We start from the raw sequence: 24580 nt of genomic DNA on the forward strand, positions 1-24580 counted from the left end.
ACGCCCCGCCGTCCCTCACGCGTCCCCACCCTCACGCATGGGCACCCGTACGTCCCGCTCCGCGGCGACGGACTCCGCGATGTCGTACCCGGCGTCGACGTGCCGGATGACGCCCATGCCGGGGTCGTTCGTGAGCACCCGGCGGATCTTCTCCCCCGCCAGCTTCGTGCCGTCGGCGACACTCACCTGCCCCGCGTGGATGGACCGCCCCATCCCCACGCCACCCCCGTGGTGGACGGAGACCCAGGAGGCCCCGGAGGCCACGTTGACCATGGCGTTCAGCAGCGGCCAGTCGGCGATCGCGTCGGACCCGTCCAGCATCGCCTCGGTCTCCCGGTAGGGCGACGCGACGGACCCGCAGTCGAGGTGGTCCCGCCCGATGGCCAGCGGAGCGGCGAGCTCACCGCTCGCCACCATGTCGTTGAACCGCTCCCCCGCCTTGTCCCGCTCCCCGTACCCGAGCCAGCAGATCCGGGCCGGAAGACCCTGGAAGTGCACCCGCTCACCGGCCATCCTGATCCAGCGCGCGAGGGACTCGTTCTCCGGGAACAGCTCCAGCAGCGCCTTGTCGGTCTTCGCGATGTCGGCCGCGTCGCCGGACAGCGCGGCCCAGCGGAAGGGGCCCTTGCCCTCGCAGAAGAGGGGCCGGATGTAGGCGGGGACGAAGCCGGGGAAGGCGAACGCGCGGTCGTAGCCCGCGAGCCGGGCCTCCCCGCGGATGGAGTTGCCGTAGTCGAAGACCTCGGCGCCCGCGTCCATGAAGCCGACCATCGCCTCGACGTGCCGGGCCATGGACTCGCGGGCGCGGGTGGTGAACCCGGCCGGGTCCTTCGCGGCGGCGTCGGCCATGTCCTCGAAGTCGACGCCGACCGGGAGGTAGGACAGCGGGTCGTGCGCGGAGGTCTGGTCGGTGACGATGTCGATGGGGGCGCCCATCGCGAGCAGCTGCGGGACCAGTTCGGCCGCGTTGCCGAGGACGCCGATGGAGAGCGGGCGGCGGGCGTCGCGGGCCTCGGTGGCGAGCTGGAGGGCGTGCTCCGGGCTGTCGGCCTTCACGTCGAGGTACCGGTGCCCGATGCGGCGCTCGATGGCGCGCGGATCGACGTCGACGCAGATGGCCACGCCGTCGTTCATGGTGACGGCGAGCGGCTGGGCCCCGCCCATGCCGCCGAGTCCGGCGGTCAGGGTGATGGTGCCGGCCAGGGTGCCGCCGAACTTCTTCGCGGCGACGGCGGCGAACGTCTCGTAGGTTCCCTGGAGGATGCCCTGGGTGCCGATGTAGATCCAGGAACCGGCGGTCATCTGGCCGTACATGGTGAGGCCGAGGGCCTCCAGGCGGCGGAACTCCTCCCAGTTGGCCCAGTCGCCGACCAGGTTGGAGTTGGCGATCAGGACGCGCGGCGCCCACTCGTGGGTCTGCATGACGCCGACCGGGCGGCCGGACTGGACGAGCATCGTCTCGTCCTGCTTCAGCGTCCGCAGGGTGCGCACCATGGCGTCGAAGGAGCGCCAGTCGCGGGCGGCCTTGCCGGTGCCGCCGTAGACGACGAGCTTGTCGGGGTGCTCGGCGACCTCGGGGTCGAGGTTGTTCTGGAGCATCCGGAGGGCGGCTTCCTGCTGCCAGCCCAGGGTGCTCAGTTCCGTGCCGCGCGGTGCTCGTACGGGGCGGGGTCCCGACATCGTGTGCTCCTCCTGTTGCTGTCTCTATTCACATAGTCCAGTTGTGAATAGAGCTAGTCAATAGGTACCGGGTGCCATCGTCCGCGCCTCGGGAATGTTTGGCTGGAACCGTGGACGGGGGCGAGCGAGAGGGACGAGGGCACACCGTGGCACAGGAGAGCGTGGGGCGCGACGGCACCGGCGAGCGGGAACGGGAGGCCGCCGCGCGTGTCGCCCGGCGGGACGCCGCCGTGCGGGGCGCGGTGACCGACGGGCTGCTCGGCCCCGACGCGCCGCTGGTCGCGCTGCTGGACGTGGCCGGCATCCGCGAGTCGGCGGCGGCCCTGCACGCGGCCTTCGACGCGGTGGTGGCACCGGGCACCCCGGTGCTGCACGCGTTCGCGGTGAAGGCCGCCCCGCTGGTGCCCGTGCTGCGCCTGCTGCACTCGGCGGGCCTCGGCGCCGAGGCGGCGAGCCCCGGCGAGCTGGCACTCGTCCGCGCGGCCGGGGTGCCCGCCTCCCGGACCGTGCTCGACTCCCCCGCCAAGACCCCCGGTGAGCTGCGCGAGGCGCTGGCGCTGGGGGTCGCCGTCAACGCGGACAACCCGCAGGAGCTGGCCCGGATCGACGCCCTGCTGGCAGCCGGTCCCACCCGGTCCCCCCTCGGCATCCGGGTGAACCCGCAGGTCGGCGGCGGGACGATCGGCGCGACCTCCACGGCCACGCCCACCTCGAAGTTCGGGGTGGCCCTGCTGGACGAGGGGGCCAGGGAGTGGGTGGTGCGCGCCTACCTGGAGCGGCCCTGGCTGACCCGGCTGCACGCGCACACCGGCTCGCAGGGCATCCCGCTGCCACTGATGGCACGGGGCGTGGCGGAGGCGTACGCCCTGGCGGAGGAGATCAACGAGCGGGCCGGCCGGCGCCGGATCGACACCCTGGACATCGGCGGCGGGCTGCCGGTCGACTTCACGGCCGAGGCGACCGCGCCGACGTACGCGGACTACGCCCGGCTGCTGGCCAAGGAGGTGCCGGGGCTGTTCGACGGGCGGTACGGGCTGGTGACCGAGTTCGGCCGGTCGCTGCTGGCCAAGCACGGCACCGTGCTGGCACGGGTGGAGTACGCCAAGAGCGCGGGCGGCCGGCGGATCGCCGTGACGCACGCGGGAGTGCAGGTGGCCGCGCGGACGGTGTACGCCCCCGGGCAGTGGCCGCTGCGCGTCGCCGCGTACGACGCCGAGGGGCGGCCCAGGTCCGGGCCGGAGGTGGTGCAGGACGTGGCGGGTCCCGCCTGCTTCTCCGGGGACCTGCTCGCCGAGGGCCGCTCACTGCCCGCGCTGGAGCAGGGCGATCTGGCAGCGGTGCTGGACACCGGTGCGTACTACTTCGCCCACCACTACTCGTACAACTCCCTGGCCCGGCCCGGCGTCTACGGCTTCCTGCCGGACGGTGCCGGGGGCGTGGGGTTCGCGGTGGTGCGAGAGCCGCAGACGGTGGACCAGATCGTGGCCGAGTCCGGAGGGGCGCACGCGGACGCGCTCACCACCCTGGACGCGCCCGGGAGCCGTTGACGCGGGAACTCCGCCCGGAGGACAAAGAGCCGGTCGAGGGTCGGCGGACAAAGAGGCCGACTTCCGCTCAACGCAGGCCAATCGGCCCACACTAGTACGCCGGACGCACGTTCCAACGGAAAATGCCAAAGCCCTCACCCGCCACGCACACGTTGCGTAGTGTCAGTGTCACTGAGCCGGAGTCCCAGGCGGGGAGGGAGCCCACGGTGCCCGGAATCGACGAATGCTTACTGGAAGCCATGCGGTTGCCCGGCGCGCGGGGAGCGGCGCTGGTGGACTGGACGAGTGGACTGGCCCTCGGCACGGTCGGCGAGGCGCCCGGCGGTGACCACGAGACCACGGCCGCCGAGGCCGCCGAACTGGCCCGGCTGGCCGCCGAGCACGGCGCCTTCTCGGCCGGGGAGAGCGCGGACGGGCGGCCGCCCGTGGAGGACGTGATCGTCAGCAACCACGACAGCTACCACCTGCTGCGGTTCGTGGACACGTCCTTCGACAGCAGTGTCTTCCTCCATCTGTGGGTGGGACGGGCGGAGGGCAATCTCGCGCTCGCCCGCATCCGGCTCGGCGAGATGGCCGACCGGCTGGTGCTGGGATGACCGTGGTGGACATACCCCCGCCGCTGCCCGTGCGGGACCGGGGCGACCAGCGCGAGGCGGCAGCGGGCGCGCTGTCCCCGATGCTCAGACGGCTGGCGGAGGAAGAGGCCACCGGTGTCCTCGTCCGCGAGCACGGCACGCTCTACCTGGCCCAGGGCAGAGTGGTGCACGCCGAGAGTCCGCTCGCCCCCGGCCTCGGCGTGCTCCTCACGGCCCACGGCACCCTCGCGGCGACCGCCTGGCGGCGTGCCACCGAGCACTCGGCGAGCCCCGCGGACGCCGCCCGGCTGCTGCTCGACGCCGGGCTGCTCCCCGAGGGCGCGCTGGAGCTGTGCCACCTGGACGCGCTGTACGACGCCGGGTACTTCGCCCTCGCGCCGAGCAGCACACCGGGCCGGTTCCGCTACGACGCCGCGCCCCGGCTGGGCCCGCTGCCCTCGGTGCCGGTGGTGGCGCTGGAGCGGGAGACACTGCGCCGGCGCCTGCTGCTGCACCGGCTCTGGCCCGACCCCGCCGCCGACAGTGCCCCACTGGTCCGGGCCGAACCGGCGGGCGCGGCCCAGGTCCCGCCCCGGCGGCGGGCGGTGCTCGAGCGGGTGGACGGGGTGTGTACCGCGCTGCGGATCGCCCACGACCTGGGGCGTCAGGCGTTCCACACCCTGGTGGACGTACGACGGCTCACCGCGGACGGGCTGCTGGCGCCGGTGCCGGTGCCGACCGCGCCGGACCCGCCGCCGCCCGCGGGGTTCCACCCGCCCGCCCCGCTCACCGTCACCGACCCCGACATCGCGCTGCTGAAGAGGCTCAGGAATGCGCTGGAGGCGCTTTGAACGGCAACCGCCCGCCGAGAGGAGAGAGCTGATGCTGCCCGAATCGGACCTGGCCGCCGTCGTGGACGAGCTGCGGCGGCTGCGAACCCGGGTACCCCAGCTCACCGGCGCCCTGGCGGCGGGCGTGGACGGCCTGGTCGTCGCCCACGACACTCCCGGTGTCGACCCCGACGGGCTGGCGGCGCTCACCGCCGCCTCGCTGGGCGTCGCCGTCCGGCTCGCCGACGCCACCGGCAACGGCGGCTTCCGGGAGCTGCTGGTGCGCGGCGAGCGCGGCTACGTCGCCACCTACGCGGCCGGGCGCACCGCCGTCCTGACGCTGCTCGCGCAGGACCGTGTCAACGTCGGGCGGCTGCACCTGGAGGGCCGCCGGGCCGGCGCCCGCGTCGGGGAGCTGCTCGACGCCGCCGAGGCCGAGGCCCGGCGCCGCCCGCCGGAGCGCCCCGTACGGCCCGCGCCCGCCCGAACCCGCGCCGCCACCCGTCCTCCGCGGACCACGGCCACCGAAACACCGACCGCAACCGAGAGTTGAACCTCCGAAAGGACAGCAGAACCATGGCGAACACCGAAACGGCGCTGAAAGAGGCACTCACCTCCATCGAGGGCGCCACCGGCGTCGCGCTCGTCGACTACACCAGCGGCATGGCGCTGGGCACGCTGGGCGGCAGCAAGACGTTCGACCTGAACGTCGCCGCGGCGGGCAACACCGACGTGATCCGCGCCAAGATGCGCACCATGGAGCACCTGGGGCTCAACGCCGAGATCGAGGACATCCTGATCACGCTGAGCGACCAGTACCACCTGATCCGGCTGCTGAAGGGCCGGGGCGGCAACGGCCTGTTCCTCTACCTGGTGCTGGACGGCCGGGCCAACCTGGCGATGGCCCGGCACCAGTTGAAGCGGATCGAGGCCGAGCTGGAGGTCTGAGCGCGCCCTCTCGCACCAGACCGGCGCCGTGGCACGGCGGCGGGCCCCCCCGGGGGCCGCGCCGCCCGTCGCGACACCGGTGCACCGCAGTGCCCGTACGGCCTTGCCGGCCGTCACTCCACGAAGAGCCCCCGGGCCGAGGCCCGCGCGTCGAACTCCTCCAGCCGGGCCTGCGCGTCCGGCAGCCCGTCGCACAGCGCCTCCAGCAGGACCCGGCCCAGCAGCATCGGCGCGCACGCGGTGTCGAAGGCGAGCCCGGTGCCGACGGCGGCGGGCAGCAGCAGGTCGGAGTACTTGGCGACCGGCGCGAACGCGGAGTCGGCCACCGTGACGATCGTCAGCCCGGCCTCCCTGGCGTACGCGAGGGTGTCCAGCACCTCGCGCGGATGCCGGGGCAGCGCGAAGCAGAGCAGCGCGGAGGCGCCGGCCCGCACGGCGGCGTCGATCCGGTCCTGCACCATCGAGCCGCCCTCGTCGAGCAGCCGGACGTCGGGGTGGACCTTGGCGGCGAAGTAGGCGAACCCGAACGCCTGCGGGGCGGCGGCGCGCAGACCCAGCACCGGCAGCGGGCGGGAGGCGGCCAGGACACGGCCCGCGCGCTCCACCGGGGCGGGGTCGGCGAGGAGCTCCGCGAGGTGGCGCAGATTCTCGATCTCGGCCTCGACGGCCTGCTGGTACTCGTTGAACGCCCCGTTGTCCGCGGTCGGTTCGGCGGGGACGACCTCGCGCAGATGGCGACGCAGGGCCGGGTAGCCGTCGAAGCCGAGGGCGACCGCGAACCGGGTCACGGAGGGCTGGCTGACCCCGGCCAGCTCGGCCAGCTCGACGCTGGACAGGAAGGGCACGTCGGTGGCGCGGCGCACCATGCTGTGCGCGATGCGGCGCTGGGTGGGCGTGAGCCGGTGCCCCTCGAAGAGCGCCTGCAACCGGTTCGCAGGGCTGTCGCTCGCGCTCATGCCGCGCTCCCCTCCAGATGTCGTCGGGTCCTGGACGCCCCCGCGCGGAAAGTACGGAGGGTACAGCGCCGGGGCGGGGCGGGGCACCGTGCCCTATTCAGTGGATTGGCGCCCTGCATACCTTTATACAGCGCGACGGACGATGCGGCCTGCGGCCATGACATGAGCGTCTCAAGAGATGTGTGGATTTCAATGAGGCAGTCGGCGGCATCGGAGGGGCGGGACGTCATCCCTGCCTCAAGGGCTGTCCCGTACTCCCTGGCGGGCGCGCGACGACGGCTACGGCACCTCGCAGCTCGCGGCGTTCTCGGCGCGCGTCCGGAAGTCTCCTTTCGGGCGCGCGTCGCTGCGTTCATCCAAGTGATGGCGGACAGGTGGGACGGCTTGCCCACTCTCACCTTTCAGCAACCGCTCACAAGGTCCTCCGGCGTGGACCGGGCGATGCCGGCCAGGGTGTCCAGGGCGGTCGCGAGCACGTCGGTGGGCGGGGAGGCGAGGGCGAGGCGGGCGGCGTGGGGGGCGCTGTCGCGGCGGACGGCGAAGGCGGCGGCCGGGGCGACAGCGATGCCGTGCCGCGCGGCGGCGGCGAGGAAGGTGTCCGCGCGCCAGCCCTGGGGCAGCCGCCACCAGCAGTGGTAGGCGCGGGGGTCCCCGCGCACGTCGAATCCGCCGAGCCGCCGGGCTGCCAGCGCCTGGCGTTCGGCCGCGTCCCGGCGCTTGTCGGCCACGATCCGGTCGGCGGTGCCGTCGCGCTGCCAGCGGCGCATGACCTCGAGAGCGAAGCGCATCGGGGTCCAGCCGCCGGAGCGCAGCGAGGTGGCCAGGGCGTCGGTGCGGGCCGAGGGTGCGATCAGGAAGCCGAGGGTGAGGCCGGGGGCGACGCGCTTGGAGAGGCTGTCGACCAGCACGGTCCGCTCGGGCAACAGGGCTGCGAAGGGCGGGAGTTCGCCGTGCAGGAAGCCCCAGACGGCGTCCTCCACCACGGTGAGGTCCAGCCGGGTCAGCACCTCGGCGAGCGCGGCCAGCCGGGCGGGCGGGACGGTGAGCGAGAGCGGGTTGTGCAGGGTCGGCTGCGTGTAGACGGCGTGCAGCGGGGCGCGCCGGTGCGCCTGCTCGACGGCGCCCGGCAGCAGCCCCTCGTCGTCCATGGCGAGCGGTACGAGGGTGATGCCGAGACGGGCGGCTACGGTACGGATGACGGGGTACGTCAGCTCCTCCACCCCGAGCCGGCCGCCGGGCGGGACCAGGGCGGCGACGGCGGCGGAGACGGCCTGGCGGCCGTTCCCGGCGAACAGCACCTGGCCGGGGCCGGGGCGCCAGCCGCCCCGGGCGAGCAGGTCGGCGGCGGCTTCGCGGGCGGCGGGGGTACCGGCGGCGCCGACCGGGCGCAGGGCGTCACCGAGGATGTCGGGGCGGGTGAGCGGGGAGAGGCCCTCGGCCAGCAGGGCGGCGTGGCCGGGGAGGGCGGAGTGGTTCAGCTCCAGGTCGACGCGGGCGGCGGCCGGTTCGGTGAGGGCGGGGGCGGCGCCCTCAGCTGCGGCGCGGACGTAGGTGCCCCGGCCGACCTCGCCGACGGTGAGGCCGCGGCGGGCGAGTTCGCGGTAGACGCGGGTGGCGGTGGAGTCGGCGATGCCGTGCCGCCGGGCGAACGTGCGCTGCGGGGGCAGCCGGTCGCCGGGGCGGATGGCTCCACTGCGGATCTCCTCTGCCACCGCGTCGGCCACGCTCCGGTAGTCGCTCACCCGGACTCCCTCCCCCCGACATTGCCCTGAGAACAATAGCGGCTATTGCACCGAGAATTGACGGTTCATAGCCTCGAGGCAATACCGCTCACGCACCCGACGGGGGGACTTCCCATGCCCATCGAGCCCAGCGCTGCCCTCGGAGTGACGGTGGTGGCCCTCGGAATGGTCCTCACACCGGGCCCGAACATGATCTATCTGGTCTCCCGCAGCATCACCCAGGGCAGACGCGCCGGGCTCATCTCCCTCGGCGGAGTGGCCCTGGGCTTCGTCGCCTATCTGCTGGCGGCCAACCTCGGCCTCTCGGTGCTCTTCCTCGCGGTGCCGGAGCTGTACGTCGCGGTGCAGCTGGCCGGCGCGGGGTACCTCGCGTACCTGGCCTGGTCGGCGCTCCGGCCGGGCGGCGTCTCGGTGTTCGCCCCGTGCGAGGTGCCCCCGGACTCCCCGCGCAGGCTGTTCACGACGGGCCTGATGACGAACCTCCTCAACCCGAAGATCGCCATCATGTACCTGTCCCTGATCCCGCAGTTCGTCGACCTGGACCGGGGTCATGTCCTCACCCAGGGCCTGCTGCTGGGTGCGTGCCAGATCGCCGTGAGCGTGGCGGTGAACCTCGCCATCGTCCTCGCGGCCGGCACCGCCGCCGCCTTCCTGTCCCGACGCCCGTCCTGGCTGAAGATCCAGCGGTACGCGATGGGCACGGTACTGGGCGCCCTGGCCGTCACCTTGGCGATGGACACGCCGGGGCCGAGCGCCACGAGCTGAGACCCCCGTGAGAAGACTTTCGCGGGGACCGCCGCACCCCCGGTGAAGGGGGGCGGGACGACGGCGGTCCCCGCGAGGGACGCGGGTCGGGTCAGGCCCGTACGCGTCCGGGGCGCCTGAGAAGGTCCGGGAGCCGCTCCGGAGGTTCCTGGGCGCCGTTCGGCGCCGGCCGGGGCGGGGAGCCTCCCCCAGGCTTCAGTGCCTGGGAGGTCCCCCTCCGCCCTGCCGGTATCCACCACTGTGCCGGGCTCGTGTTAAGCACGTGCTGCGCGCACGTGACACGCTCGTGCCGCTTGGGCCACGGCCCGGTCAAGGCTGGTCAGTGATGGGCGCCCTTCGCCAGGAAGGACAGCAGGTCCTGGCGGCTGACGACGCCGGTGGGCTTGCCCTCGACCAGGACGATCGCCGCGTCGGCCGCGCCGAGCACCGTCATCAGGTCGCCCACCGGCTCACCGGAGCCGACCTGCGGCAGCGGGGCCGACATGTGCTTCTCCAGGGGGTCGCCGAGGGAGGCCCGCTGGGAGAACAGCGCGTCCAGCAGCTCGCGCTCCACGACCGAGCCGACGACCTCGGCGGCCATCACGTCCGGGTGACCGGCGCCCGGCTTCACGACCGGCATCTGCGAGACGCCGTACTCGCGCAGCACCTCGATGGCCTGGCCGACGGTCTCCTCCGGGTGCATGTGGACCAGGGACGGGATGACACCGCCGGCCTTGTCCTTGAGCACGTCGGCGACGCGGGCGCTGGGGCCCTCGTCCTCCAGGAAGCCGTAGTCGGCCATCCACTCGTCGTTGAAGATCTTCGACAGGTAGCCGCGGCCGCTGTCCGGGAGCAGGACCACGACCACGTCGTCCGGGCCGAGGTCCTCGGCGACGCGCAGCGCGGCGACGACCGCCATGCCGCAGGAGCCGCCGACCAGCAGGCCCTCCTCCTTGGCGAGGCGGCGGGTCATCTGGAAGGCGTCCTTGTCGGAGACCGCCACGATCCCGTCGGCCACGTTCCGGTCGTAGGCGGTCGGCCAGAAGTCCTCGCCGACGCCCTCGATCAGGTACGGGCGGCCCGAGCCGCCGGAGTAGACGGAGCCCTCCGGGTCGGCGCCGATGACCTTGACCCTGCCGTCGCTGGCCTCCTTGAGGTAGTTGCCGGTGCCGGAGATGGTGCCGCCGGTGCCGACGCCCGCCACGAAGTGCGTGATCTTCCCGTCCGTCTGCTCCCACAGCTCGGGGCCGGTCGAGTGGTAGTGCGAGGCGGGGTTGTTCGGGTTGGAGTACTGGTCGGGCTTCCACGCGCCCGGCGTCTCACGGACCAGCCGGTCGGACACGTTGTAGTACGAGTCCGGGTGCTCGGGGTCGACCGCGGTCGGGCAGACCACGACCTCGGCGCCGTACGCGCGGAGCACGTTGATCTTGTCCAGGCTGACCTTGTCGGGGCACACGAAGATGCACTTGTACCCCTTCTGCTGCGCCACGATGGCGAGCCCGACACCGGTGTTGCCGCTGGTCGGCTCGACGATCGTGCCCCCGGGCTTCAGCTCCCCGCTCGCCTCGGCCGCCTCGATCATGCGCAGCGCGATGCGGTCCTTCACTGAACCGCCGGGGTTGAAGTACTCCACCTTGGCCAGGACGGTGGCCTGGATGCCCTCGGTCACGTTGTTGAGCCTCACGAGCGGGGTGTTGCCGACGAGGCTGATCATCGAGTCGTGGAAATGCACCGTTGTCTCCGGTTGCTTGCAAAAAACTGCGGTCGTCGTGGTTGTGCCAGCCTACGGCCAGCGGGGGGAGATGCGGACGGGCCTTCACTCCGTGTGGAGATTGGCGCACATGCGGTACGGGGCAAGGAGTGGGTACGGCTACGAGGAGGTGGCGGCGAGGCATGACGAGCATGTCGAGGGCGAGAGTGGCCCGGCGCATCGCGGCCGGGGCGGCGTACGGCGGTGGCGGGGTGGGACTGGTCGGCGCGGCCGCCGTCGGTCTGCTGCTGACGGAGATGCGGATGGCACGGCGCCATGTGAGCAACGGCGGCGCCACCGGCCGGGTACCCCTGGCGGACGGTCTGTACGGCACGGGGTACGGGCGCTTCGGCGAACCCCCGCTGCGGCTGGCGATGCTCGGCGACTCCACGGCCGCCGGGCAGGGCGTGCACCGCGCGGGCCAGACACCGGGCGCGCTGCTGGCCGCCGGGCTGGCGGCGGTGGCGGAGCGGCCGGTGTCGTTGCGCAACGTGGCCCTGCCGGGCGCCACCTCGGACGACCTGGAGCGGCAGGTGGCGCTGGTGCTGGCGGCCCCGGTCACCGCCCCCGACATCTGCGTGATCATGATCGGCGCGAACGACGTCACCCGCCGCATCCCGCCCACCCGCTCGGTGCGGCACCTGTCGGCGACGGTACGGCGGCTGCGCTCGGCCGGTGCCGAGGTGGTCGTCGGCACCTGTCCCGACCTCGGCACCATCGAGCCGGTGCGGCAGCCGCTGCGCTGGCTGGCCAAGCGCGCCTCGCGGCAGCTGGCGGCGGCGCAGACCATCGGCGTGGTGGAGCAGGGCGGCCGGACGGTGTCGCTGGGCGACCTGCTGGGCCCGGAGTTCGCGGCCAACCCCCGCGAGCTGTTCGGACCGGACCACTACCACCCCTCGGCGGAGGGGTACGCGACGGCGGCGATGGCGGTGCTGCCCACCCTCTGCGCGGCACTCGGCCTCTGGCCGGCCGACGAGGAGCAGCCGGACGCCTCCCGCCGGGAGGGCTTCCTGCCGGTGGCCCGCGCGGCCGCCGAGGCGGCCTCGGAGGCGGGTACCGAGGTCGCGGCGGCGATGCCGACCGGGCCGCGCGGCCCCTGGGCCCTGCTCAAGCGGCGCAGGCGCCGGCGGGTGCGGGAGACGGAACCGGTCACACCGTCCTGAACGGGGCGGCACTCGCCGGAGGGAATGACGTGGACCAAGCAAGCGCTTAGACAATTGCGGTCAGTGTCACACCGCCGCACCGGTGACCCGGACCATACGTACGGGTAACTTCCGACTCGGCCCTGCCCGAATTCCCGCAAGCCTCTGGAGCCGTGATGCCCGAAGCCGTCATCGTGTCGACCGCCCGCTCCCCCATCGGCCGCGCCTTCAAGGGCTCCCTGAAGGACCTGCGCCCCGACGACCTCACCGCCACGATCATCCAGGCGGCGCTCGCCAAGGTCCCCGAGCTGGACCCGAGGGACATCGACGACCTGATGCTCGGCTGCGGTCTGCCCGGCGGTGAGCAGGGCAACAACCTCGGCCGGATCGTGGCCGTGCAGATGGGCATGGACCACCTGCCGGGCTGCACCATCACCCGCTACTGCTCCTCCTCGCTGCAGACCTCCCGGATGGCGCTGCACGCCATCAAGGCGGGCGAGGGCGACGTCTTCATCTCCGCCGGTGTGGAGATGGTCTCCCGCTTCGCCAAGGGCAACTCCGACAGCCTGCCGGACACGCGCAACCCGTTCTTCGCCGAGGCCGAGGCCCGCACCGCGGCCGTCGCCGAGCAGGAGGGCACCACCTGGCACGACCCGCGCGAGGACGGCCTGGTCCCGGACGCGTACATCGCCATGGGCCAGACCGCCGAGAACCTGGCCCGGCTCAAGGGCATCACCCGCCGGGAGATGGACGAGTTCGGCGTCCGCTCGCAGAACCTCGCCGAGGAGGCCATCAAGAACGGCTTCTGGGAGCGCGAGATCACCCCGGTCACGCTGCCCGACGGCACCGTGGTCGGCAAGGACGACGGCCCGCGCGCGGGCGTCAGCCTGGAGGGCGTCGAGGGCCTGAAGCCGGTGTTCCGCCCCGACGGCCTGGTCACCGCGGCCAACTGCTGCCCCCTGAACGACGGCGCCGCGGCCCTGGTCATCATGAGCGACACCAAGGCCCGCGAGCTGGGCCTGACCCCGCTCGCCCGCATCGTCTCCACCGGCGTCTCCGGCCTCTCCCCCGAGATCATGGGCCTCGGCCCGGTCGAGGCGAGCAAGCAGGCGCTGAGCCGCGCCGGGCTCGGGGTCGGCGACATCGACCTGGTCGAGATCAACGAGGCGTTCGCCGCCCAGGTGATCCCCTCCTACCAGGAGCTGGGCATCGACCTGGACAAGCTGAACGTCAACGGCGGCGCCATCGCGGTCGGCCACCCCTTCGGCATGACCGGCGCCCGCATCACCGGCACGCTGATCAACTCCCTGCAGTTCCACGACAAGCAGTTCGGTCTGGAGACCATGTGCGTCGGCGGCGGCCAGGGCATGGCCATGGTCATCGAGCGCCTGAGCTGAACCCCCACCTGATCGACCCTCGGTGACCGGGTCCGCACGGTCGGTCGAGAACGGCCCAGAACCAGGTAAAGCCCCCTGGTTCTGGGCCGTTTTGTGATCCAATCTCCCCCAGGGTGTGACCTATCTCGCTCGTTGGGGGAACGGTGCAGGTCAGTGCCGTGACCTGAGGGGCGCCTGGGGTCGCCGGGGCCGGAACCCTGTCCGTTTCGTGACGTTACGCACTGACAGGCGGTCAGTCCACCCTTCAAGCTGAGGTAGGAAGTCGGGGGTCGACTTTGAACCTGGGAGTACGTCAGTGAGCGCCATGTCCATCGCCCTGCTGCTCACCACGGCCGCCACGGGCGCCGTGGGCGTCGCCGTCCTGTGCACCGTGCTGCGGCTGCGCCGCCAGATCGCGGAGCTGCACAGCCGGCTCGCCGCGAACCAGGCGGCCGGGATCCGCGCGCTGCTGCCCGCGGCCCGCACCACCGCCGACGCGGAGGAGATACGCGAGGCCGTGACCGCCGCACTCGCCGAGGAGCGCGAGCGCGAGCTGGCCGAGGCCCGCGCCTTCTGGGCCGCGCAGGAGGTCCGCGACCTCTCGGACGCGCCGCCCCCGCTGTACGGCCTGGACGCCGATACGTTCCTGCCCCGCCCGTCCGACTTCGCGGGCCTGGAGCCCGTGTCGGAGCCGGTGGTGGAACCGGACGAGTTCGCCGGTGACTCCCCCGAGCTGGCCGCGGCCCGCCGCCGCCACCCCTCGCACCCGGACTTCGTCCCCGTGCAGTCGCCTGCGGCCGACGAGGAGGACCGCGCCGTGACCGTCCTGGAGCGGCTCTCCGAAGAGGACACCGCCCTCGCCGACGTCCGCCCCGGCCCGCTGGGCACCCTCGACGTCTACGTCTTCGCCGACGGCACCACGCTGTGCATGACGCCGGGCCACCGCGAGACCGCCGAACGGCTGGCCGCGGCGCTCCAGCGGGGCGAGGCTCCCCGCCTGCTGGGCGGCTCGGGCATCTCCGGCGCCTTCACCCTCACCTTCGCCTGCGGCGAGGAGACGGTGTACGTGCTCGCCGACCGGGTCATCGCCTCGCTGTAGCCCGGCGACCCCGCGCCTCAGACACCGGCCCGCTTGCGGGCCTCCTCGACCAGCTCGACCGCCTCCGCGAGCTGGTCCTCGCCTTTCAGCGCGAGCGCCAGGTCGTGCCCGGCGACCGTGATCTGGTCGGCCGCCGCGAACATCCCGGCGTCCGGCATCTCCCGCGGCTCACTGCCCGGCTCCTCCAGCTCCTGCGCCCGCCGGGCCAGCTCCCGCGCCACTGCCAGCGCCTCGGCGGCCGCGCCGCGCTGCAGCCGGCTCTGCGGGGCGGCCCGCAGCCGGTCGGCGAAGAGTTCCACTGCTTTGGTCAGGCGCGTCGTATCCAGCACGGGCCGAGCGTAACGCGGGCACTGTTGCCAAGCGGCCCGCGCTCGGGCACGGTGACCTGAAGGACCGGCCTTGATTCCCCCTTCGCCCGGAGGCGCCGATGTCCCAAGTCTTCTCCGAGGAGACCCACCGCAACCTGCTCGCCCGCATCCCGCACTGCACCGGCCGTGAAGTCACGGACTGGCTGCGCACCGTCGACGAGGGGCCGTCCCTCTTCCGCTTCGAGGACAAGGTCAACTGGCTCCGGCACGAGCACAACCTCGCGTACGGCCACGCCAAGGCGATCGTCCACGAGTACGACCTGAGGAGGGCCGCGCGGAAGCTGGGCTGAGCGCCCCGGCCCCGCACATGACGGAGGGCCCCCGGTGCCGTGCACCGGGGGCCCTCCGTCGCGCCGCGGCGCTAGTCGTTGTTGCTGAAGATCGCGACCAGGCGCAGCATCTCCAGGTAGATCCAGACCAGCGACACGGTGAGACCGAACGCGGCGAGCCAGGACTCCTCGCGGGGGGCGCCGTAGGCGACGCCGTCCTCGATCTGCTTGAAGTCCAGCGTCAGGAAGAACGCGCCGAGCAGGATGGCGATGACACCGACGATCGCACCCAGCGGGCCCATGCCGCGCAGACCGCCGTCCGGGGCGACCCCGAACGCGACGAGCAGCAGGTTCACCACCATGGCCAGCACGAACGCGATGGCGATGGCCATGCCGATCCGGGCGTACCGCGCGGTGACGCGGATCCAGCCGGCCTTGTAGACCAGCAGGGTGGCGGCGGAGACCGCCATGGTGCCGAGGACCGCCTGGAAGGGGGCGCCGCTCCAGCGGCTGTTGTACATCTCGCTGATGACACCGAGGAAGACGCCCTCGAAGGCCGCGTATCCCAGGATCAGCGCGGGCGACGGCTTGCGCTTGAAGCTCTGCACCAGGCCCAGGACCATGGCGATGATCGCGGAGCCGAAGGCCAGCCCGAAGCTGGTCGTGGAGACCGGAAGCAGGGCCCAGGCGAGCACCGCGCCGAGGACGACGACGCCCAGCGTGGTCGCCGAGCGGACGATCACGTCGTCCATCGTCATCCGGCCGGCCGCGGGCGGCGCCTGCGGCGGGGCGCCCTGGCCGACGGTGGTCTGCGCGTAGGGGTTCTGCGCATACGGGTTCTGGCCGTACGGGTTGCCCTGCGCGTACCCGGCCTGCGGTGCGGTGTCGAAGCCTGCGTAGCCGTTGTCGCGACCGAACCCTCGGCGCGAGAAGACCGGGTTGCTGCTCCTCATTTCACTCCTCCATGGCTGCCGTGCGCAGCCTTGGCTCAAGAGTAATGGATTGGCAAAGGATCGTCAGTGCTCCTCAAGGAGGATCTTTCCTTCACCGTGCTTGACCAACGCACCGCGCGGAAGCCATGTTCCCGGCTCGGTCCTTTTGTATGCGCAGGGCCCACGTGACGCGCGGGCCCACGCGGAAGGGGCGGGCCGCCGGTCCCCCGCGGGAGGCTGTCGCGGGGGACCGGCGGCCCGCCGGGGAGGGACGGTCGGGCCGGGGTCAGTGGCCCGGCCAGCCGTCCAGCCGGCGGTGCAGGGTGACGTCCGGCTTCTCGCTGCCCCTGGGCGCCTTGGCCACGGCCGCCTTGAGGACGCCGTTCACCTCGGCCGCGAGGGCGTCCACCCGCTTCTGCAGCTCGGTGGCGGGCAGCGTGGAGCGGGTCAGCGCGTCCAGCCTGCGGTGGACATCGGCCAGATGGCGTCGGGCCCCGGCGTCCAGGGTGAGCGCGTGGGGCGTGGAGACGACGAACTGGTAGGCGCCGGCCAGGGTCTGGCAGCCGTCGCAGTACTCGTTGGCCGCGTCGCTGACGTTGACCGCCTTGAGGTGGTGCGCGTCCCCGGCGACCGTGACGATCTGGAAGGACAGCGCGACCGAGCGGCAGTGGTCGTCCACCGAGCAGCCCATGGAGACCGCGCGCGCCTGGTTGCGCACGGAGGTGGCACTGACCTGGCCGAACTGGCGGATGGTGAAGGAGTCGCGGGCCTGGGTGTGGTCGAGCCGGTTGGCGTTGCTGAACACGCCGTCCGACACCACCGCGGCGGACCGCGCGGGCCCGGTCGCGGCCTGCGCCGGAACGGCGGTGGCCACCCCAGCGGCACCGGCGGCGAGAAGGACGGTACGGACGGCCCGCCCGGTGAACGGACTGCTGCGTGGTTTCCGGTGGCTGCTCATGGGTTCTCTCCCGTTGGATGAAGGACGTGCTGATGCAGGGCCCGGCACACGTACGGACGCGGCCGGGCGGGGAGCCGCGACGGGATCTGGGCAAAGGCACCGGTCAGGAGGTGGACGCCGGGGCCGGAGGATCACTGGTGGCCGGCGCCGTCGTGGGCGGGCCCGAAGCACTCGGCGTGGCGCTCTCCGACGGGACCGACGACGTCTCCGTGACCGGGGGCGGCGGCTGCTGCGGGGACGGGTCGCCGCCCGCCGTCGGCCCGCTGCCGCTCTCGCTCTGCCCGGGTCCGTCCGCACCGCGTGTCGGCTTGTCCGGTGCCGTCGAAGAGGCGGCGGACGGCTGTGTCGCGGAGGCGGAGGCACCCGCCGAGGCCGCGGCGCTCGGGTCCCCCGGCCTGCCCTTGGCCGATGCTCCCGGCGAGACCGAGGGCTCGCCGGAGGCCGCGCCCGGCCCGCCGGGGGCGCTTCGCGGACCGGTGTCCGGTGCCGAGGCGTCCGGGGACGGCGGCGGGGTGGTGGGCACACCCGGCTGGAGGATCGGCGCGATGGGCGGCTTCTTCGGCAGCGGCTGCGGGGTCACCCCGGACATCCAGGCGTAGGCGAGCCCGCCCAGCCCGGCGAGCAGCAGCCCGCACAGCGCCGCGCGCAGAGCGGGCCGCCCTGCCGTGGAGCGCTTGGCGAGCCGGAACAGCCGGCCGCCGATCTTCACCGAGAGATACAGGACCCCGGCCATCGGGAACAGCAGCATCAGCGTGCCGAGCACCCCGACGAGGCCGGGCAGCACGTCGCCCTGCGCGAACGCCGACGCCGTGCCGGTGACCTGCTCGGTGAGCGAGCGGATCATCGTGCTGATGATCCGGGGCAGGTTCCACAGCCCGTAGCCCAGCTCGCCGATGATCAGCGGGACCATGGTCAGCACCCAGGTGGCGACGATGGTGCGCGCGGACTTCTTCAGCCCCGCGACCTCCTGGCGGGCCGGCTCGCCCCGCTTCCCCGGCACCAGGGAGAGCAGGATCGGCCTGATCTTGCCGTACAGGTCCGGGACGCCCGCGAGGTCACCCAGGATGTAGTAGCCGTCCAGGCGGACGGCCGGCATGAGCTGTTCCAGGATCTCGAAGTGGCCGAGGTAGACCGCGGCGAGGAAGAACTGCTTCCCGGTGGCGAAGTAGGCGCCGGCCATGGCCAGCATGAAGACGACGTTGAAGTACACCCCGCCGAAGTCGGTGCGGATGCGCCCGGCCCTGCTGATCCGGTAGACGTCGGTGACGTCGGTGTACATCGACGGCCAGATGAGGAAGAGCCCGCAGCCGATGCAGCCGGGTCTCGCCCCGCCGTACCGGCACGCGGAGGCGTGGCCGAACTCGTGGAAGACGAGCGAGGCCACGGTGAGCCCGAAGACCAGCAGGATGAGCACCGGCTGGTCCAGCACCTCCAGCACCGGTTCCATCGCGCCGAAGAAACCGAACAGCCAGACGTCCATGACGACGGCCGCCAGCAGCACCGCCGCGACCACCACCGGCCGGTGCAGCCAGGCCAGCGACCTGGCGATCCGGGCGGTGCGCCGCTCGTCGAAGATGACCCGGTGGCCCTTGAGGGCGAGCAGGAGGTCGGAGCGCGGGGCGTCGACCTCGTCGCTCTCCTGACCCTCCGGGACCGTCACGCCCAGCGGGTCGAGCTTGTTCTCCACCAGGTAGCGGATGTTCTCCCCGCTGACCTCGCGGCCGAAGCGCGCGCTGACGCGGTGGGCGATCGTGTCGTCGTCGCGGACCCCGTCGACGGACGACGCCACCAGGTACAGCAGGCGCGAGAGCTGCACGACCTGCCCGTCCCCCCGACGGGCGATGAACTTGGGCTCGGTGAAGCCCGAGCCCTGGTACTCACCGTGCAGCCGCAGCCCCGCGCTCAGCCGCGGGACGGGCCGGGCCGGCATCCCGGCGACCGGCAGGCTGCCGGTCGCCACCTGCTCGTACGTCACGGGCCAGCCACCGGGGCCGGGCAGCGGTCCGGTGTCGTACAGCGTGGTCGTGCCGTTCCCCAGCACCGTCATCCGTGGTCTCCCCCCACATCGATGCCGCACCGATGCCACGTCGATGCCGCCGCACCGCCGCGCTTCCCCCGGCATGGCCGCGGGGGCGGACCGCCCCGCACTCGGGCGCGGTCCGCCCCCGTGACCGCCGTCGCGGCGGTGGTGCTACTGCTTGACGCTGATCGCCTGTCCGGCCTGCGACTGGGCGTCCGACCACAGCGAGTGGTCGTTGACCGCGGCGGACTGGTTGGCGGCCTCGATGTTGGCCACGTGCTTGGTGATGTTCACCGTCTTGTTGAAGCTGAACTTCAGCTTGCCCAGTGCCTCGCGGCCCGGCAGCAGCTCCGCGGACTCGGCGTCCAGGTCGCGCATGTCCATGCTCATGGTGGTGTTCCCCTCTTGTCCTGCTTGGCTTGCTTGCTGTTTCCCGGCGGCCCGGACTACTGGCTGACGCTGATGCACTGCGCGGCGCCGGAGCTGGCGACGGACCACGCCGAGTGGTCGTTGAGCGCGGCCGACTGGTTGGCGGCGCCGATGTTGGCGACGTGCTTGGTGACGTTCACCGTCTTGCCGAAGCTGAACTTCAGCTTGCCGAGGGCCTCGCGGCCGGGCAGCAGTTCGGCGGACTCGGCCTCGAGCTCGTGGGCGTCCATCATGATGTTTCCCCCTCAGGAAATGGGCATTTCCGGTCGGACCGAGTCAGGTTCCCCCCGGACTCTGTCCAACTTGGTCGGACGTGCTGTCCAACGACATTGGACATTAGGCCCTCGCGGCGGCTGTCCGCAACCCTTTCGGGTATTCGCTCTTTCGGCGGTTCAGCTACTCGCCCGTAGACTCCTCCCGACAGGGACGTGCGGCCGAGCGGCGAGCAGGACGAGCAGGGGGTGACCAACGGTGGCCAACGCACTGCAGCGGTTGATCCGCGAGCGCCTGGACCGTGAGGGCTGGTCGTACGGCGACGTGGCACGTCGCGGCGGCGTTCCCCGCTCCACCGTCCACCACCTGGCGACCACCGAGCGCGTGGTGCGCATGCCCCAGGCCGGCACCCTGGAGGGCCTGGCCAAGGGTCTCGGACTCCCGCTGGACTCCGTCCGCCGGGCGGCCGCCGAGGCGTGCGGCATCCACGTGTACGGCACCCCGGCCGGCCAGGACGGCACCCCGGCCGCACCCCGCTCGGGCGACCCCGAGGTGGACCTGCTGATCGCCAGCGTGCAGCGGCTGTCGTCCGACGACCGCAGACACGTCACCGCGCTGGTGGAGTCCCTGCTCGGCCGTGCGGCGAAGCCGGACCAGCGGGACTGAGCCCCCGCCGGGGCGCGCCTCGGAGCGTCCGGCGGCGCCCTCACCCGGCAACGCTTCCGTCAACTCGGAAAAATAAAGCAAGTCCGCCCGAACGGGCCGAGATCCCCCGCTAGTCTCTCGTCCTGCCCGAGGAGCGAGAGACGCACGACCACGGGCCCTTGGGGGGAACGTGTTGTTGGTGCATGGCGGCCCGGCCACCGCGGTGGTCCGGGGCCCGGAGGGCGAGTCCGTCGTCCTGCTGTCCGGTGAACTCCCCGAGGTCCTCACCGACCAGGCGGTCCGTGAACTCCTCGATCTCGCGGCGGCCATCCTGAGCGCCACCGAACTGGCCCTCTTCCGCACCTGCCTGGACGCCCTGCGCGCGAACGGCATGCGGGCGGGCCGCATCATCGAGGTCGACGGCGCGGTGCTGACGGTGTACGAGGGCTGAGAGGGGCGTGCGCCGGCCGGGGCGGGCGGTCCGGCGGACGCACCGGAGGCGCGCGTGCCGGCCCTCTTCGGCGGTCAAGCCTCCGAGGAGGGAAGTGCCCGGAGCCGGACTCGAACCGGCACGCCCGCGAAGGGGCAGCGAGGTTTAAGCTCGCCGTGTCTGCATTCCACCATCCGGGCAGGCCGTGGGCTCCGCATTCGAGATCCAGAGCCTATCGGGAGGGCTCACTCGGACAGCGGATAGAACGGACCGACGTTGTCTTATTTTATTGATGTCTGAGGGTGCATCAGACCACGGAACGAGCCATCCGCACTTGCCAACAGCCTGCCGGGGCATCTGGGCGTCCGTACGTGGAATGACGGAATTTCACCTACCGAACAAGGGCAAGCCCCCTGTTCCTGGTGGTACCTCCCCTCAGGGTCGGCCGTCCTCCCCAGGTATGACACGGAGCGGCTCAGTCCGACCAAAGTCGCGGTAGGGAACGGGATCAGCGGCTGACCGCTCGCCCTGCGGGAGCGGGGAGCATGGGAGCAGACCCCCGAGACCCGTCCGACAGGAGCCCCACCCCGTGACCACCACACCCACCGCCGGCAGGACCACCGCCGTGGCCGCGCGCGCCGCGGAGCTGTCGAAGATCTACGGGCAGGGTGAGACCCGAGTGGTCGCCCTGGACCGGGTCTCCGTCGACTTCCGGCAGGCCGAGTTCACCGCGATCATGGGCCCGTCCGGCTCCGGCAAGTCCACACTGATGCACTGCGTGGCCGGACTGGACTCCTTCTCCTCCGGCTCGGTGCGCATCGGCGAGACCGAGCTGGGTTCGCTGAAGGACAAGCAGCTCACGCGGCTGCGCCGGGACAAGATCGGCTTCATCTTCCAGGCGTTCAACCTCCTCCCCACGCTGACCGCGCTGGAGAACATCACGCTGCCGATGGACATCGCGGGCCGCAAGCCCGACAAGGAGTGGCTGGACCGCGTCATCGAGATGGTGGGCCTCTCCGGGCGCCTGACGCACCGTCCCTCCCAGCTCTCCGGCGGCCAGCAGCAGCGCGTCGCCGTGGCCCGCGCCCTGGCCTCCAGGCCGGAGATCATCTTCGGTGACGAACCGACCGGGAACCTCGACTCCCGCTCCGGCGCCGAGGTGCTGGGCTTCCTGCGCAACTCGGTGCGCGAACTGGGCCAGACGGTGGTCATGGTGACCCACGACCCGGTCGCCGCCGCCTACGCGGACCGGGTGGTCTTCCTCGCCGACGGCCGGATCGTGGACGAGCTCCAGCACCCGACGGCCGACTCGGTCCTCGACCTGATGAAGCGCTTCGACGCGAAGGGCCGTACGAGCTGATGTTCCGCACCGCGCTGCGCAACGTCCTCGCGCACAAGGCCCGGCTGATGATGACGGTGCTCGCCGTCATGCTCGGCGTCGCCTTCGTGTCCGGGACGCTGGTCTTCACCAACACCCTCTCCCGCGCCTTCGAGAACAGCTCCGCCAAGGGCTTCGACGGCGTCGACGTGGCCGTACGGGCCAAGCAGCAGGCCGCCAGCGGCGACCGGGTCGGCTCCACCCCCGACCTGACCCCGGCGCTGCTCGCCAAGGCGGAGAAGGTGCCCGGCGCCGCCTCCGCCACCGGTGTGGTCAGCGGCTTCACCGCGCTGGCCGACAAGCACGGCAAGCTGGTCGGCGACGGCTGGCAGTCCATGGGCGGCAACTACTGGGGCGGCAAGGACCCCCGGTACAAGCTCGTCTCCGGCCACGCCCCGCACGGCAGCGGCGAGCTGCTCATCGACTCCGAGACCGCCCGCCGCACCGGATACGGCGTCGGCGACACCGTTCGCCTCTCCGTCGACGGCCCGGTCCTCACCCCGCGCGTCGCCGGCGTCTTCACCACCGACGACGGCAACGTGGCCGCGGGCGGCAGCCTCACCCTCTTCGACACGCCCACCGCGCAGGCCCTGCTCGGCAAGAAGGGCACGTACGACGAGATCGACGTGACCGCGGTCCCCGGCACCAGCCAGAGCGCCCTCAAGTCCGCGCTGGACAAGGCGCTCCCGGCCGACCGGATCAGCACCACCACCGGTGAGGATCTCGCCGCCGACCAGGCCGAGCAGATCTCCGCCTCGATGAGCGGTCTGCGCCAGACGCTGCTGGTGTTCGCGGGCATCGCACTGTTCGTCGGCACCTTCATCATCGCCAACACCTTCACCATGCTGGTCGCCCAGCGCACCAAGGAACTCGCCCTGCTGCGCGCGGTCGGCGCCTCGCGGGGCCAGGTCACCCGCTCGGTGCTGACCGAGGCACTCGCGGTCGGCACGGTGGCGGGCGTCGCCGGCCTGGCCGCCGGTGTCGGCATCGGCGCCGGACTGCGCGCCCTGCTGAACTTCTTCGGCGCGAGCATGCCGGACGGGCCGCTCGTGGTCACCCCGGGCACGGTCGCCGCCGCGCTCACCGTGGGCATCGTCATCACCGTGCTCGCCGCCTGGCTGCCCGGCCGCAGGGCCGCGAAGATCCCGCCGGTCGCGGCGATGAGCAGCGTGCACGCGACCGCGACCACCCGCTCGCTGGTGGTGCGCAACACCATCGGCATCCTGTTCGCGGCGGCCGGCGCGGCCGTGGTGTTCGCGGCCACCACCATGGACACCGACAGCGGCCAGGGCGCGATGGGTCTCGGCGCGGTGCTGCTGATCATCGGTGTGTTCGTGCTGACCCCGCTGCTGTCCCGTCCGCTGATCGCGGTGGCCGCCCCGCTGCTGCGCCTGTTCGGCGTCTCGGGCCGCCTGGCCCGGCAGAACGCAGTGCGCAACCCGCGCCGCACGGCGGCCACCGCGTCCGCGCTGATGATCGGGCTCACCCTGATCACCGGCATGACGGTGATGGCGGGCAGCCTGCAGAAGTCGATCGACAAGATGGCCGCGTCCTCGATCCGCGCGGACTACGTCGTCGCGATGGCCAACCACACCCCGCTCTCCCCCGGCGTGGCGACCAGGCTGGCCGCCACCGACGGGGTCACCGCCTCCAGCCCGCTGCGCGACGGCGTCTCCCGCATCGGCGGCAAGACCGAGTTCCTCACCGGTGTCACCGGCTCGGCGATCGGCGAGCTGACCGACCTGAAGGTGAAGCAGGGCACGTTCGAGGTGTCCGGCAACCGGATCGTGGTGGACGCCGACCGGGCCGCGGAGCGCGGCTGGAAGGCCGGTTCGAAGCTCACCGCCCGCTTCGAGGACGGCAAGCGGGCCACGCTGACCGTCGCCGGGGTGTACGAGGGCAACGAGATGATCCAGGGCATCATGATCGACGACAAGGTGCTCACCCCGCACCTGCGCGCCCCGGCCGACATGCAGGTCCTGGTCCGCACGGCGGACGGCGCCTCGGACGCGACCAAGGACCGGCTGGCCAAGGCCCTCGGCTCCAACCCGGCGATCCAGGTGCAGGACAAGCAGGACATCACCGACGGCATCGCCAAGGTCTTCACGCTGATGCTGAACCTGGTCTACGGCCTGCTCGGCATGGCCGTGGTGGTCGCGGTGCTCGGTGTCATCAACACGCTGGCCATGTCGGTGTTCGAGCGCTCCCAGGAGATCGGGATGCTGCGCGCGATCGGCCTGGAGCGCGGATCGGTGAAGCGGATGGTCCGGCTGGAGTCCCTGGTGATCTCGCTGTTCGGCGGGGTGCTGGGCATCGGGCTCGGCGTGTTCTTCGGCTGGGCGGCCGGTGAGCTGCTGGGCGCGAAGATGGCGACGTACGAACTGGTGCTGCCCTGGTCCCGGCTGGTGCTGTTCCTGCTGCTGGCAGCCCTGGTGGGCGTGCTCGCGGCGCTGTGGCCGGCCCGGCGCGCGGCCGGGCTGAACGTGCTCGGCGCGATCAAGGCCGAGTAGCGCCCGGACAGTCGTGGGGCCCCGTTCCGGGATCGGAGC

At 72.5% G+C, this 24580-nt stretch carries 24 protein-coding genes and 1 tRNA gene; 14 read left to right on the forward strand and 11 right to left on the reverse strand.

The annotated features are described in order from the left end of the window. Positions 1 to 15 precede the first annotated feature (15 nt). On the reverse strand, positions 16 to 1680 hold the full coding sequence (gene hutU / locus ACWCV3_RS16905) for a urocanate hydratase (RefSeq protein WP_451223959.1): 1665 nt from the start codon (positions 1678 to 1680) through the stop codon (positions 16 to 18). A gap of 146 nt (positions 1681 to 1826) precedes the next feature. Here hutU and ACWCV3_RS16910 point away from each other — a divergent pair, with 146 nt between their 5' ends. The 5 genes from ACWCV3_RS16910 to ACWCV3_RS16930 all read left to right on the forward strand — a co-directional run bounded on the left by ACWCV3_RS16910 (position 1827) and on the right by ACWCV3_RS16930 (position 5580). Continuing rightward, positions 1827 to 3227: a diaminopimelate decarboxylase gene (locus ACWCV3_RS16910; protein WP_451223962.1), complete on the forward strand. Its 1401-nt coding sequence runs from the start codon at positions 1827 to 1829 to the stop codon at positions 3225 to 3227. A gap of 206 nt (positions 3228 to 3433) precedes the next feature. Beyond that, positions 3434 to 3823, forward strand: a complete 390-nt coding sequence (locus ACWCV3_RS16915; RefSeq protein WP_161192007.1) for a hypothetical protein — start codon at positions 3434 to 3436, stop codon at positions 3821 to 3823. Further along, positions 3820 to 4653, forward strand: a complete 834-nt coding sequence (locus ACWCV3_RS16920) for a transcriptional regulator (protein WP_451223965.1) — start codon at positions 3820 to 3822, stop codon at positions 4651 to 4653. Before ACWCV3_RS16915 ends, ACWCV3_RS16920 begins: the two co-directional genes overlap by 4 nt. 31 nt (positions 4654 to 4684) lie before the next feature. Then, positions 4685 to 5185, forward strand: coding sequence for a roadblock/LC7 domain-containing protein (locus ACWCV3_RS16925; RefSeq protein WP_451223968.1), 501 nt, complete (start codon positions 4685 to 4687; stop codon positions 5183 to 5185). A gap of 23 nt (positions 5186 to 5208) precedes the next feature. Further along, positions 5209 to 5580 (forward strand): roadblock/LC7 domain-containing protein, encoded by a 372-nt coding sequence (locus ACWCV3_RS16930; protein WP_389006771.1) that lies wholly within the window; start codon positions 5209 to 5211, stop codon positions 5578 to 5580. 113 nt (positions 5581 to 5693) lie between these two features. On the opposite strand, the gene ACWCV3_RS16935 is transcribed toward ACWCV3_RS16930, so the two are convergent. After that, a complete protein-coding gene (locus ACWCV3_RS16935; RefSeq protein WP_451223971.1) occupies positions 5694 to 6536 on the reverse strand; it encodes a MurR/RpiR family transcriptional regulator in 843 nt (280 codons plus the stop codon). Positions 6537 to 6937: 401 nt separating this feature from the next. Beyond that, complete coding sequence (locus ACWCV3_RS16940; protein ID WP_451223974.1) at positions 6938 to 8278, reverse strand: aminotransferase-like domain-containing protein; 1341 nt, start codon at positions 8276 to 8278, stop codon at positions 6938 to 6940. Between the two features lie 114 nt (positions 8279 to 8392). On the opposite strand from ACWCV3_RS16940, the gene ACWCV3_RS16945 reads away from it, so the two are divergent. Continuing rightward, positions 8393 to 9043, forward strand: coding sequence for a LysE family translocator (locus ACWCV3_RS16945; RefSeq protein WP_451223977.1), 651 nt, complete (start codon positions 8393 to 8395; stop codon positions 9041 to 9043). Between the two features lie 319 nt (positions 9044 to 9362). Here the strand turns inward: ACWCV3_RS16945 and ACWCV3_RS16950 are convergent, their stop codons facing one another. Then, positions 9363 to 10754, reverse strand: coding sequence for a cystathionine beta-synthase (locus ACWCV3_RS16950; protein ID WP_451223980.1), 1392 nt, complete (start codon positions 10752 to 10754; stop codon positions 9363 to 9365). A 161-nt stretch (positions 10755 to 10915) separates the two neighbouring features. Between ACWCV3_RS16950 and ACWCV3_RS16955 the strand changes: the two genes are divergently transcribed. The 3 genes from ACWCV3_RS16955 (at position 10916) to ACWCV3_RS16965 (ending at position 14389) form a co-directional block, all read left to right on the forward strand. Continuing rightward, entirely contained in the window at positions 10916 to 11935 is a 1020-nt protein-coding gene (locus ACWCV3_RS16955; protein ID WP_451223983.1) for an SGNH/GDSL hydrolase family protein, read from the forward strand. Between the two features lie 155 nt (positions 11936 to 12090). Then, a complete protein-coding gene (locus ACWCV3_RS16960; protein WP_366569122.1) occupies positions 12091 to 13311 on the forward strand; it encodes an acetyl-CoA C-acetyltransferase in 1221 nt (406 codons plus the stop codon). A 295-nt stretch (positions 13312 to 13606) separates the two neighbouring features. Further along, positions 13607 to 14389: a hypothetical protein gene (locus tag ACWCV3_RS16965; RefSeq protein ID WP_451223986.1), complete on the forward strand. Its 783-nt coding sequence runs from the start codon at positions 13607 to 13609 to the stop codon at positions 14387 to 14389. Positions 14390 to 14406: 17 nt separating this feature from the next. Here the strand turns inward: ACWCV3_RS16965 and ACWCV3_RS16970 are convergent, their stop codons facing one another. After that, complete coding sequence (locus tag ACWCV3_RS16970; RefSeq protein ID WP_451223989.1) at positions 14407 to 14718, reverse strand: hypothetical protein; 312 nt, start codon at positions 14716 to 14718, stop codon at positions 14407 to 14409. A 98-nt stretch (positions 14719 to 14816) separates the two neighbouring features. On the opposite strand from ACWCV3_RS16970, the gene ACWCV3_RS16975 reads away from it, so the two are divergent. Then, complete coding sequence (locus ACWCV3_RS16975) at positions 14817 to 15047, forward strand: DUF4287 domain-containing protein (RefSeq protein ID WP_451223992.1); 231 nt, start codon at positions 14817 to 14819, stop codon at positions 15045 to 15047. Between the two features lie 71 nt (positions 15048 to 15118). Here ACWCV3_RS16975 and ACWCV3_RS16980 read toward each other — a convergent pair whose 3' ends face one another. From ACWCV3_RS16980 to ACWCV3_RS17000, 5 genes are all read right to left on the reverse strand, one after another. Further along, a complete protein-coding gene (locus tag ACWCV3_RS16980; protein WP_451223995.1) occupies positions 15119 to 15979 on the reverse strand; it encodes a Bax inhibitor-1/YccA family protein in 861 nt (286 codons plus the stop codon). Between the two features lie 265 nt (positions 15980 to 16244). Further along, positions 16245 to 16916 carry a hypothetical protein gene (locus tag ACWCV3_RS16985; protein ID WP_451223998.1) on the reverse strand — a complete coding sequence of 224 codons (672 nt, stop codon included), beginning with the start codon at positions 16914 to 16916 and terminating at the stop codon, positions 16245 to 16247. A gap of 103 nt (positions 16917 to 17019) precedes the next feature. Next, a complete protein-coding gene (locus ACWCV3_RS16990) occupies positions 17020 to 18963 on the reverse strand; it encodes a hypothetical protein (RefSeq protein ID WP_451224001.1) in 1944 nt (647 codons plus the stop codon). A gap of 144 nt (positions 18964 to 19107) precedes the next feature. Then, on the reverse strand, positions 19108 to 19326 hold the full coding sequence (locus tag ACWCV3_RS16995) for a hypothetical protein (protein WP_451224004.1): 219 nt from the start codon (positions 19324 to 19326) through the stop codon (positions 19108 to 19110). Between the two features lie 56 nt (positions 19327 to 19382). Continuing rightward, entirely contained in the window at positions 19383 to 19598 is a 216-nt protein-coding gene (locus tag ACWCV3_RS17000) for a hypothetical protein (RefSeq protein ID WP_451224007.1), read from the reverse strand. Positions 19599 to 19836: 238 nt separating this feature from the next. Here ACWCV3_RS17000 and ACWCV3_RS17005 point away from each other — a divergent pair, with 238 nt between their 5' ends. Both ACWCV3_RS17005 and ACWCV3_RS17010 read left to right on the forward strand, forming a co-directional pair. Next, entirely contained in the window at positions 19837 to 20244 is a 408-nt protein-coding gene (locus ACWCV3_RS17005) for a helix-turn-helix transcriptional regulator (protein ID WP_451224010.1), read from the forward strand. 178 nt (positions 20245 to 20422) lie between these two features. Then, positions 20423 to 20674, forward strand: a complete 252-nt coding sequence (locus tag ACWCV3_RS17010) for a hypothetical protein (protein ID WP_451224013.1) — start codon at positions 20423 to 20425, stop codon at positions 20672 to 20674. Positions 20675 to 20769: 95 nt separating this feature from the next. Here ACWCV3_RS17010 and ACWCV3_RS17015 read toward each other — a convergent pair. Next, positions 20770 to 20853, reverse strand: a tRNA-Leu gene (locus ACWCV3_RS17015). A gap of 389 nt (positions 20854 to 21242) precedes the next feature. On the opposite strand from ACWCV3_RS17015, the gene ACWCV3_RS17020 reads away from it, so the two are divergent. Then, complete coding sequence (locus ACWCV3_RS17020; RefSeq protein WP_451224016.1) at positions 21243 to 22013, forward strand: ABC transporter ATP-binding protein; 771 nt, start codon at positions 21243 to 21245, stop codon at positions 22011 to 22013. Next, complete coding sequence (locus ACWCV3_RS17025; protein WP_451224019.1) at positions 22013 to 24541, forward strand: ABC transporter permease; 2529 nt, start codon at positions 22013 to 22015, stop codon at positions 24539 to 24541. The genes ACWCV3_RS17020 and ACWCV3_RS17025 overlap by 1 nt, the downstream gene beginning before the upstream one ends. Positions 24542 to 24580: the final 39 nt, after the last annotated feature.

This window comes from Streptomyces sp. NPDC001781 (assembly GCF_053596035.1).

What these genes read in the sequence shown, in the direction of transcription:
- hutU (WP_451223959.1), bottom strand. Translation starts at nt 1,680, where the DNA reads ATGTCGGGACCCCGCCCCGTACGAGCACCGCGCGGCACGGAACTGAGC.
- ACWCV3_RS16920 (WP_451223965.1), top strand. Translation starts at nt 3,820, where the DNA reads ATGACCGTGGTGGACATACCCCCGCCGCTGCCCGTGCGGGACCGGGGC.
- ACWCV3_RS16925 (WP_451223968.1), top strand. Translation starts at nt 4,685, where the DNA reads ATGCTGCCCGAATCGGACCTGGCCGCCGTCGTGGACGAGCTGCGGCGG.
- ACWCV3_RS16930 (WP_389006771.1), top strand. Translation starts at nt 5,209, where the DNA reads ATGGCGAACACCGAAACGGCGCTGAAAGAGGCACTCACCTCCATCGAG.
- ACWCV3_RS16935 (WP_451223971.1), bottom strand. Translation starts at nt 6,536, where the DNA reads ATGAGCGCGAGCGACAGCCCTGCGAACCGGTTGCAGGCGCTCTTCGAG.
- ACWCV3_RS16945 (WP_451223977.1), top strand. Translation starts at nt 8,393, where the DNA reads ATGCCCATCGAGCCCAGCGCTGCCCTCGGAGTGACGGTGGTGGCCCTC.
- ACWCV3_RS16955 (WP_451223983.1), top strand. Translation starts at nt 10,916, where the DNA reads ATGACGAGCATGTCGAGGGCGAGAGTGGCCCGGCGCATCGCGGCCGGG.
- ACWCV3_RS16960 (WP_366569122.1), top strand. Translation starts at nt 12,091, where the DNA reads ATGCCCGAAGCCGTCATCGTGTCGACCGCCCGCTCCCCCATCGGCCGC.
- ACWCV3_RS16975 (WP_451223992.1), top strand. Translation starts at nt 14,817, where the DNA reads ATGTCCCAAGTCTTCTCCGAGGAGACCCACCGCAACCTGCTCGCCCGC.
- ACWCV3_RS16980 (WP_451223995.1), bottom strand. Translation starts at nt 15,979, where the DNA reads ATGAGGAGCAGCAACCCGGTCTTCTCGCGCCGAGGGTTCGGTCGCGAC.
- ACWCV3_RS16985 (WP_451223998.1), bottom strand. Translation starts at nt 16,916, where the DNA reads ATGAGCAGCCACCGGAAACCACGCAGCAGTCCGTTCACCGGGCGGGCC.
- ACWCV3_RS16990 (WP_451224001.1), bottom strand. Translation starts at nt 18,963, where the DNA reads ATGACGGTGCTGGGGAACGGCACGACCACGCTGTACGACACCGGACCG.
- ACWCV3_RS16995 (WP_451224004.1), bottom strand. Translation starts at nt 19,326, where the DNA reads ATGAGCATGGACATGCGCGACCTGGACGCCGAGTCCGCGGAGCTGCTG.
- ACWCV3_RS17000 (WP_451224007.1), bottom strand. Translation starts at nt 19,598, where the DNA reads ATGATGGACGCCCACGAGCTCGAGGCCGAGTCCGCCGAACTGCTGCCC.
- ACWCV3_RS17025 (WP_451224019.1), top strand. Translation starts at nt 22,013, where the DNA reads ATGTTCCGCACCGCGCTGCGCAACGTCCTCGCGCACAAGGCCCGGCTG.